The organism is Phytobacter sp. V91 (assembly GCF_965644225.1).
In the GTDB taxonomy this organism is placed as follows: domain Bacteria; phylum Pseudomonadota; class Gammaproteobacteria; order Enterobacterales; family Enterobacteriaceae; genus CBFFRJ01.
The window spans coordinates 1-7,979 of the sequence record NZ_CBFFRJ010000182.1 but is presented as its reverse complement, the minus strand read 5'-3'; the positions used below and the strand labels follow the sequence as shown (position 1 = coordinate 7,979).

The following is a 7,979-nucleotide window of genomic DNA, read 5'->3' as shown; positions in this document are numbered from 1 at the left end:
ACAACCCCCCCGATGATCAGTCGGGGATCTTCCCCGCCTGAGCGGGGAAGGTCAAGACATAAGGGCCGGGGTGAGGGGCAATGCCCGCACTAAACTTCTAACTACAGCCTCGTCAACGCAGCGAATGAGGCCGCCAGACTATCAATCAGTGCCCTGACTGCGGGAGGCAAGCCCTTACGGGTGGTAAACACCAGGTGAACTATCCCCGGCACGCTGCACCATCCGGGGAACAGTTGTACCAGTTCACCACTTTCCAGCGCGCGCTGGCAGTAGTGTTCCGGTAAAAACGCCACCCCAAATCCTGCTTTTGCCGCCGTGCGCACGGCGGAAAAATCATTACAGCTCATCACCGGTTCATGGCGAAATATAAAGCTTTGCTGATTGCTATTTTCCAGCGGCCACTCGGCTTCCTGATTATCTTCATCTGTGCTCAGTGTGGGCAGGCTTTGCAGGATGGCAATATCTTCCCCGACCCCATGCGCCAGCGCCGGGCTGGTCACCATAATCCGGTGTGAGATACCGAGGGTGCGTACTATCAGCTCTGCATCGCTGTTCAGCTGCGTGCGTACGCGCAGAGCAATATCAATACGCTCGTTGATTAAATCGACCGGGCGATCAACAGCGATAATTTGCAGCCGGACTTTCGGGTAGCGGCGCATATAAGCCATTAGCGTGTCGGAAACCACCTCCACCATCCCGGTCGGGCAACTAAAGCGTACCAGCCCCTGAGGCTCGGCATGGGCGTTAACGATCAGCGCTTCGGCCTGTTCCGCCTCCTGCAAAATGGCCCGGCAACGTTGATAAAACGCCTCACCGACTTCGGTCACGCGAAAGCGGCGGCTGGTGCGTTCAATCAGTCGTACGCCGAGACGGGACTCCAGCTCGGCAACGCGACGGCTCAGCTTCGACTTTGGCTCATGCAGGGCTCTTCCCGCCGCGGCAAAACCGCCGTGACGTACCACTTCGGCGAAATAACGGTAATCATTCAGGTCGGTACGCATTGGCCTTCTAATCGTTCCTTTAATAGAACGATGGATAGCATATTTGCTGTCTTTTTGCACCATCGTTCCACTGGTATTGTCACTATCACTAACCCAACGGAATAAACCGGAGCAGAACATGAACAGATACAGTGAGAAAGTGGTAGTGGTTACAGGTGGCACCAGTGGTATTGGTCTGGCAACCGCTAAGGCATTTGCCGCTGAAGGCGCCTGTGTTTTTATCACCGGACGTCGTCAGGAAGTCCTCGACCAGGCGGTACAGGAGATAGGCGGTAGCGTGGTGGCGGTACGTGGCGATATGAGCAAACTGGCGGATATCGACCGTCTCTATGATGTGATTCAACAGCAGCACGGGCAGATTGATGTGTTGGTGGCGAACGCCGGCGGAGGCGATTTTGCCGCGCTGGGTGAAATCACCGAGCAGCATTATGAGCAGACCTTCAACACCAACGTTAAAGGCGTGCTCTTTACGGTGCAAAAAGCGCTGCCGTTACTAAAAGATGGCGCATCCATCGTAATGACGGCATCAACGACCAGCGTGAAAGGCACGCCAGCCTTTAGCGTCTATTCCGCCACCAAAGCGGCGGTGCGTAACTTTGCCCGTAGCTGGATCCTCGATCTCAAACCACGGCGCATTCGCGTTAATGCCGTCAGTCCAGGCCTGACCGATACCGCCGGTCTCAATGAACTCTTCGGCGGCGGTGAACAGGCACAAGGCACTAAAAACTGGCTCTCTGAACAGGTTCCTTCAGGACGTATTGGCCAGCCCTCTGAAGTTGCCAGCGCCATTCTGTTTTTAGCCTCAGACGACGCCAGCTATATCAACGGCGTTGAGCTGTTCGTCGACGGCGGTCTGGCGCAGATTTAATGGCAAAACTGCCCCGTATTGCGTAAGGGATACGGGGCATAATGTATATCCCATTGACATATCCCATATGTGTTTTAATCTTAGAGGATGAATTTTCACCAATGGAGGGCGTATGGAGAAGACGACGCTATTCAAAAGCAATCGTAGCCAGGCCGTGCGTTTACCCAAAGCCGTCGCTTTACCTGAAGATGTTAAACAGGTGGAAATTGTGGCGCTGGGACGGGCCCGAATCATCACTCCCGCAGGTGAGGCCTGGGATAGCTGGTTCGATGGAGAGAGCGTGAGCCCTGATTTTATGGGAGAACGTGAGCAACCAGGAGAGCAAAAAAGGGAAGAGTTTTAATGCTTAAATATATGCTGGATACCAACATTTGCATCTTTACTATCAAGAATAAACCTCAGGTCGTGCGCGAGGCTTTTCAGCAGCATTATGACCGTATGTGCATTAGCGCCATCACTCTGATGGAGCTCATTTACGGCGCAGAAAAATCGGCGATGCCTGAGAAAAACTTACGCATTGTTGAAGGATTTGTTGCAAGACTGGAAGTGCTGAATTATGGCGTTGAAGCCGCAACACACACCGGCCAAATTCGGGCGGAACTGGCAAAACTGGGCACTCCGATTGGTCCATGGGACAGCATGATTGCCGCTCATGCTCGTGCGCTGGGGTTAGTGCTGGTGACCAATAATATGCGTGAATTTGAGCGCGTACCTGGTCTGCGAGTGACAGACTGGACTATTCAGTCATGAGTTGAAGTCTGTCTCAATGAGAATGGGGCCATGGTTTCAACTGGTGTAAGTCGAATCCCCGTTCCGGAGATGTTGTTCTACAAAGCCTGATTTTTATCTATATGCCCATGGCGCATAAGCATTGCCGGTATATCTAGATACGCCTCTATTTACCCCGTGGTAGACTCACCTTTCATCAATAAAACTTATTTTGTTTAATTTATAACAACTGAAAATAATAATTTTCAGGGAAGGTGAAGTGTGCCCGATTGGTTATCTTTAGCGCTCGATTCTTTCTGGCCGATGCTGTATGCCGGGCTGACATTTACTATTCCATTAACGCTCATCACCTTCGTCCTTGGATTAATTCTCGGGTTTATTGTGGCGCTCATTCGCCTGTATGGACCCGCGCCGCTAAAACACCTGGTGCGCTTTTATGTGTGGATTATCCGTGGCACACCGTTATTGGTTCAGCTGTTTCTTATTTTCTATGCGCTGCCTAATGCCGGCATTACGCTGGATGCCTTTCCCTCGGCGGTGATTGGCTTTACCCTGAATATCGGCGCTTATACCTCGGAAGTGATCCGCGCCACGCTGCTCTCGGTGCCGAAAGGCCAGTGGGAAGCGTCGCACTCCATCAGCATGAGCTGGAGCCAGTCGCTGCGGCATATTATTTTGCCGCAGGCCGCGCGCGTTGCAGTGCCGCCGCTGTCGAATACCTTTATTTCACTGGTGAAAGACACCTCTCTGGCGTCGGTCATTACCGTCCCTGAGATGTTTCTCGCCGCCCAGCGCATTGCGGCGGTGACCTATCAGCCACTTATTCTTTATACCGAAGCCGCTATTCTCTATTTGCTGATCAGTTCCGTTTTATCGTATTTGCAGTCGCGTCTGGAAACTCATTTAGAAAAAAATACTGTGGCCAAGGAAAATTATAATGATAACGCTCTCAGGACTTGAGAAAAGTTTTGGCTCGCAAAAAGTCTTACACGATATTTCGCTCACCCTGGCGCAAGGGAGTGTTACAGCATTAATTGGCCCTTCCGGGAGTGGCAAGAGCACTTTATTACGTTGCGTGAACTTACTGGAAATACCCGAGGCCGGAACGGTGAAGATTGACAGTGAAGAAATTGTCTTTAATAAGCACGCCAGGCCGAGGAAAAAAGATATTCGCCGGATTTGCCAGCAAACCGGGATGGTATTTCAGAGCTTCCAGTTATTCCCGCACTTAACGGTACTCGACAACATCATGCGCGGGCTGGTGGTGGTACAGAAATGGCCGGTCGCCAAAGCCAAAGCGCGGGCGGAAGAGCTGCTCAGCAAAGTCGGTATGTCGCATAAGCGAGATGCCTGGCCTGCCATGCTCTCCGGCGGTCAACAGCAGCGCGTGGCGATCGCCCGGGCGCTGGCCCCTTCGCCCAAAGTGTTGCTTTGCGATGAACCCACCTCGGCGCTTGATCCGGAACTGTCGCTGGAGGTGGTCGCCGTACTGCGCCAGCTCGCGAACGAGGGCACCACCATGTTGATGGCAACCCATGACCTGCGGCTGGCGGCGAATATCGCCAGTCAGGTGGTCTTTCTTGACGCCGGACACATCGTGGAGAGCGGCACGTCAAAGAACATTTTCACTCAAGCCAAAAAAACGCGCACCCAGCTGTTTATTTCCACCCTGACCGACACCCTTCCCGATGACTGGGAAATTTAAAACAACAAACACGGCATTCAAAAGTTAAGGAGTTAATGATGAAGGTATTAGTGACTGCACTGCTGGCAACCGCCATTCAACTGAGTGTCTCGCAGGCGGCTTTCGCGCAAAGCGATCTGGCAAACATCAAGTCTGCCGGGGTGTTTAAAATCGGCACCGAAGGCACCTATCCACCCTTCACTTACCACGATGCATCCGGCAAGCTGGTGGGGTTTGATGTGGAAATTGGCCGTGAAATCGCCAAACGCATCGGGGTGAAAGCGGAGTTTGTCGAAGGTAAATGGGATGGCCTGATTGCCGGGCTGGACGCTAAACGTTATGACGCGGTCATCAACCAGGTTTCGATCACCCCCGAACGTAAGGCGAAATTTGATTTCTCTGAGCCTTATATCTCCTCCAAAGCGGTGCTGATCGTTAACAGCAACAACACGGCGATCAAAACCTTTGACGATCTTAAAGGCAAAAAATCTGCCCATACCCTGACCAGTAACTATGCCCAGCTGGCGCGTAAATACGGTGCCGAAGTGGTGGGAACGGATGGTTTCGATCAGTCTGTTTCGCTGGTGGCGCAAGGCCGCGCCGATGCAACCATTAACGACAACCTGTCGTTCCTCGACTTCAAAAAACACAAACCGGATGCGCCAGTGAAAATTGTCGCCGCCCAGAGTGATGCCGAGCAGGAAGGGGTGCTGATCCGTAAAGACAACCCGGAGCTACAGCAGGCCATCAATAAGGCGCTGGCAGAGATTAAATCCGACGGCACGTACCAGAAAATCTCCAGCACTTACTTTGGCACCGACGTTTCCAAATAATCGTTCTCCCCGCAGACTCTGCGGGGCTTCTTTCCTGACGCTTTTGCAGACCCAATATGACCTTAAACGCCACCTCCGTTCTGACCATTGTGCAACCGAAAGTGGTGCTCGCCGATCCGCATATCCTGTCCGATATTCGCGATCGTCGCAGTATCATTGACGCCATCTACGACGCGCTGGTGCGCCGCAACGACGCCGGGGAATTTGCCCCCTGGCTGGCGACGGGCTGGACGGTGGATAACCGTTGTCGGCAGTGGCGTTTTACCCTGCGAACAGATGTGCATTTCCACAGCGGCGCCCGGCTGAACGCCGGGGATGTCGCGGCGTCATTACGCCGGGCGTTATCGCCGGAAATGCCCGGCGAGCTGGGCACCGAAGGCGTGCTCAGAGGCTATCTGGAAGGGGTCATCTTCACCGTTGAAGACGATCATCATTTGCTGATTGAAACCCGCCAGCCCTTTGCTGATCTGCTGGATTTACTGGTGGATATTCCCGTTGTGCAGGCCGATGCGCTGCCGGAGCGGCTGATTGGCAGCGGCCCATGGCAACCGCTTAAACAGCATTTTGATACCCTTATTATGCAGGCATTCCCTCAGCACTGGGCGGGCATGCCGAGGGTACAGACGCTTATCTGGCGTGCCGAGCCAGATGCAGAACGTCGCCTGTCGATGCTGGAGAAAGGGGAAGCGGATATCGCCGTAGATGTCCCTGCCCGCGAGGCGGAGCACACTCAACTGGTAAAACAGAAAAGCTACCTGTGCGTCATTTTTCTCTTCAACCTGTTGCAGGGTCCGATGCGTGATGTGCGGGTACGCCAGGCCATCAATTATGCCGTCAATCTTACGGATGTGATTAATGATCCTGAGGTGCAAAACGGGCAGGCCGAACCGCTTTCCGGGCCGTTAAGCCCGCGCCATCCGGGGACTCCGGCGGCGCTTACTCCGTATCCATTCGATCCTGCGCGGACCCGTCAGTTGTTAGCTGAAGCCGGTTACGCGGCGGGGCTGTCGCTGGATATTTCTCTGCCAGCCCGCTTCCCGGATGAGTCGATTGCGCTGGCACAAAATATTGCCCGCCAGCTCGGTGAGGTCGGCATTCAGGTTAATTTGTCGGTGGGGCAGGATCGCCCGGCCTATGCGCACCGGGTGCGGGATAAGCAGTTTGGCGACGCCTGCTGTTTTGACTCCAGCCCGGCCAGCGCCTGGCGCGTTTATGTCGAAAAACTGGATTCCCGTCGCCAGGGCCCGTGGTGGCAGGGGTATCACAGCGATGAACTCAATGCCGTCCTCGACATGATTGCCGCCACGCCTGATACCGGCCAGCGGGCTAAGCTTCTGGAGGCCGCATTTGCCCGGGTACATCATGATGCGCCCTGGCTTTTTCTTTACGCGCCGGACAGCGTCTGGGCGCTCGGGGAGAAAGCCGCAGGCTGGCAGCCTTCAGTGGAAGGGCGCGTGCGTATTATTCGCGAGCAGGACGTGCAATGAGCCAGGGTTTTGACGAGCCAGTCAATCGCCGGGATCGTAATGCCACCCGATGGCGGGCGGTGGAACAGGCCACCAGTGAGGACGGTGAGCCCGTTATTCCGCTATGGATTGCGGATATGGAATTTCGCACCGCGCCGGTGGTGCTTGAGGCGATGCAGGAGGCATTAACCCACGGCATCATCGGTTATCAGGAATGGTCAGCGGATTTTCCGCAGCTGTTTTGCCGCTGGCAGGCGGATCGCCACCACTGGGCTATCTCCCCGGAATGGATTTTACCCTGCCAGTCGGTGATCGGCGCACTGGATGTTATCTTCCATACGCTGACTCAGCCCGGCGACGAAATCATCGAGTTTTCGCCGGGATTTGGCGCATTTGGCCGCGTGATAAGGCAAAGTCAGCGCCAGCAGGTGACGGTGCCGCTGAAGGAAAATGGCGCTGAGTATATTCTGGATCCCGCGACGCTTGAGGCCTGTATCACTCCGCGCAGCCGAATGCTGATCCTGTGTAATCCGCATAACCCGCTGGGTAAAATATGGGGCCAGGATGAACTCCGGCAAATTATCGCGATCTGCCAGCGCCATAACCTGCTGCTTCTCAGCGACGATGTACACCAGGATCTGCATATTCAGGGAGCGCCTTACACGTCCATTACCTCACTTAGCGACGCGATTGCCGACAACGCCATCACCTTCACCTCGCCCTGTAAGACCTTCAATTTCAGCGGGCTGCCGGTTACCAATATGGTTATCAAAAACCCCGGCATCCGTGAACGGCTGCGCGCGGGCCTGGTGCAACGCAGCATCCACAAGCCTGACGCGCTGGGAATGATCGCCTGCGAAGCGGCATACAGGGACGGCGCCCCGTGGCTGGATGCGCTTTGCCAGTACCTGCACGGGAACGTCCTTTTTCTCCAGCAGGCGCTGCACCAGCATACTTCTGTTCGGTTGTTTAACGTTCAGGGCAGCTATCTCGGCTGGCTCGATTTTCGAAGCAGCGGTCTGTCGCAGTCCATGCTTGAAGCGCGATTGATTAAAAAAGCGGGAGTATTGCTGGAGAGTGGAACCCAGTTCGGCGACCGGGGTGAGGGATTTATGCGACTTAATTTTGCCCTGCCGCGTGCGGAACTGGCGCAGGCTATTTCACGGATACAGCACTCCTTCGGCCATAAAAATGCATGACAGTGACCGGTTAAGCCACTGATTAATTTTAATGTTTAACATAGCAAAATCCACGAAATCATTATTCATCTGTTTCGCAAGCAGAAAAGAATAATCAATTTTTCCTTATGTTTATTTCCCCTTTGATTAAGGAAGGTGCGATTTAATCGGTGGGGTTCAGTGGAGTCCTTATCTGTATTAGCCTTACCTTAGCTGAGCT

The 7,979-nt window shown here is 54.1% G+C and carries 9 protein-coding genes; 8 read left to right on the top strand and 1 reads right to left on the bottom strand.

From position 1 onward, the window contains the following. Positions 1–101: 101 nt before the first annotated feature. Positions 102–1,001: a LysR family transcriptional regulator gene (locus tag ACSZO4_RS23715; RefSeq protein WP_437891532.1), complete on the bottom strand. Its 900-nt coding sequence runs from the start codon at positions 999–1,001 to the stop codon at positions 102–104. A gap of 118 nt (positions 1,002–1,119) precedes the next feature. On the opposite strand from ACSZO4_RS23715, the gene ACSZO4_RS23710 reads away from it, so the two are divergent. The 8 genes from ACSZO4_RS23710 to ACSZO4_RS23675 all read left to right on the top strand — a co-directional run bounded on the left by ACSZO4_RS23710 (position 1,120) and on the right by ACSZO4_RS23675 (position 7,780). Then, complete coding sequence (locus tag ACSZO4_RS23710; protein ID WP_437891531.1) at positions 1,120–1,869, top strand: SDR family NAD(P)-dependent oxidoreductase; 750 nt, start codon at positions 1,120–1,122, stop codon at positions 1,867–1,869. Positions 1,870–1,981: 112 nt separating this feature from the next. Continuing rightward, complete coding sequence (vapB, locus tag ACSZO4_RS23705; RefSeq protein ID WP_437891530.1) at positions 1,982–2,212, top strand: type II toxin-antitoxin system VapB family antitoxin; 231 nt, start codon at positions 1,982–1,984, stop codon at positions 2,210–2,212. Further along, positions 2,212–2,619, top strand: a complete 408-nt coding sequence (gene vapC, locus ACSZO4_RS23700; protein WP_437891529.1) for a type II toxin-antitoxin system tRNA(fMet)-specific endonuclease VapC — start codon at positions 2,212–2,214, stop codon at positions 2,617–2,619. Before vapB ends, vapC begins: the two co-directional genes overlap by 1 nt. A gap of 240 nt (positions 2,620–2,859) precedes the next feature. Continuing rightward, positions 2,860–3,558, top strand: coding sequence for an amino acid ABC transporter permease (locus ACSZO4_RS23695; RefSeq protein ID WP_437891528.1), 699 nt, complete (start codon positions 2,860–2,862; stop codon positions 3,556–3,558). Further along, complete coding sequence (locus ACSZO4_RS23690; RefSeq protein ID WP_437891527.1) at positions 3,536–4,303, top strand: amino acid ABC transporter ATP-binding protein; 768 nt, start codon at positions 3,536–3,538, stop codon at positions 4,301–4,303. Before ACSZO4_RS23695 ends, ACSZO4_RS23690 begins: the two co-directional genes overlap by 23 nt. Before the next feature lie 38 nt (positions 4,304–4,341). Beyond that, on the top strand, positions 4,342–5,115 hold the full coding sequence (locus tag ACSZO4_RS23685) for an amino acid ABC transporter substrate-binding protein (RefSeq protein ID WP_437891533.1): 774 nt from the start codon (positions 4,342–4,344) through the stop codon (positions 5,113–5,115). 56 nt (positions 5,116–5,171) lie between these two features. Next, positions 5,172–6,602, top strand: a complete 1,431-nt coding sequence (locus ACSZO4_RS23680) for an ABC transporter substrate-binding protein (protein ID WP_437891526.1) — start codon at positions 5,172–5,174, stop codon at positions 6,600–6,602. Then, complete coding sequence (locus ACSZO4_RS23675) at positions 6,599–7,780, top strand: MalY/PatB family protein (RefSeq protein WP_437891525.1); 1,182 nt, start codon at positions 6,599–6,601, stop codon at positions 7,778–7,780. The genes ACSZO4_RS23680 and ACSZO4_RS23675 overlap by 4 nt, the downstream gene beginning before the upstream one ends. The last annotated feature ends 199 nt before the right edge of the window (positions 7,781–7,979 follow it).

Excerpts from the sequence above, each read along its gene's own strand:
- ACSZO4_RS23710 (WP_437891531.1), top strand. The coding sequence starts at position 1,120 with ATGAACAGATACAGTGAGAAAGTGGTAGTGGTTACAGGTGGCACCAGT.
- ACSZO4_RS23680 (WP_437891526.1), top strand. The coding sequence starts at position 5,172 with ATGACCTTAAACGCCACCTCCGTTCTGACCATTGTGCAACCGAAAGTG.
- ACSZO4_RS23685 (WP_437891533.1), top strand. The coding sequence starts at position 4,342 with ATGAAGGTATTAGTGACTGCACTGCTGGCAACCGCCATTCAACTGAGT.
- ACSZO4_RS23690 (WP_437891527.1), top strand. The coding sequence starts at position 3,536 with ATGATAACGCTCTCAGGACTTGAGAAAAGTTTTGGCTCGCAAAAAGTC.
- vapB (WP_437891530.1), top strand. The coding sequence starts at position 1,982 with ATGGAGAAGACGACGCTATTCAAAAGCAATCGTAGCCAGGCCGTGCGT.
- vapC (WP_437891529.1), top strand. The coding sequence starts at position 2,212 with ATGCTTAAATATATGCTGGATACCAACATTTGCATCTTTACTATCAAG.
- ACSZO4_RS23675 (WP_437891525.1), top strand. The coding sequence starts at position 6,599 with ATGAGCCAGGGTTTTGACGAGCCAGTCAATCGCCGGGATCGTAATGCC.
- ACSZO4_RS23715 (WP_437891532.1), bottom strand. The coding sequence starts at position 1,001 with ATGCGTACCGACCTGAATGATTACCGTTATTTCGCCGAAGTGGTACGT.